Below are 566 nucleotides of genomic sequence, written 5' to 3' on the forward strand. Positions count from 1 at the left end.
ATGTACATGGGGGCGGCACCCAATACCGCCGCCTGCATGATCGTGATGCATGCCGACAAGGCCGATTACGCAAGGCGGATGTCGCAAATGACCGGCCTGTCGACGAAGGAAGCGATGGACTTCGCAGTCATTCATGAAGCGGCGCATTGCGCTCAGCAAGGTGAGTCGATCGCCGCACAGCTCGAGGCGCAAAGCGGACGGGGTGTGCAGGCGCTTCAGCGTATGTCGTATTCCGGCCTGGTCGACGTTCACACCGAGCGCGCCATTCAGGCCGGCGGCGCGGCGGGTCTGAACAATCCGAATGCCGTCGACAATGCCGCGCGCTCCGCAGAACGCTACGCCGACGCATTCGCCGCGCTGGCGATGAATGCGCAGCAGCCGCTCAACGGTCAACAGTGGAATGGCATTGCGTCTTGGCGGATGAACACCGGCAGCGGCCACGACACCTCGAACTTCGTTCGCTGGGTGCAGGACCAGGTACAGCGCGATCCGATCGCCCGTGAGGCCATGAAGTCGGACTTGGGCGCCGGGTACAACGCACAAGCCGTTGCCTCGTTCCTGAAGCC

Annotated in this window: 1 protein-coding gene; it reads left to right on the top strand. The window is 63.3% G+C overall.

Features of this window, described 5'->3' with window-relative positions:
• Window positions 1–566, top strand: a 566-nt coding sequence (locus AC1DTN_RS38755) for a hypothetical protein (protein ID WP_477925530.1), incomplete at both ends; no start/stop codon positions are given.

It is taken from the genome of Rhizobium sp. 01T444, from assembly GCF_056398305.1.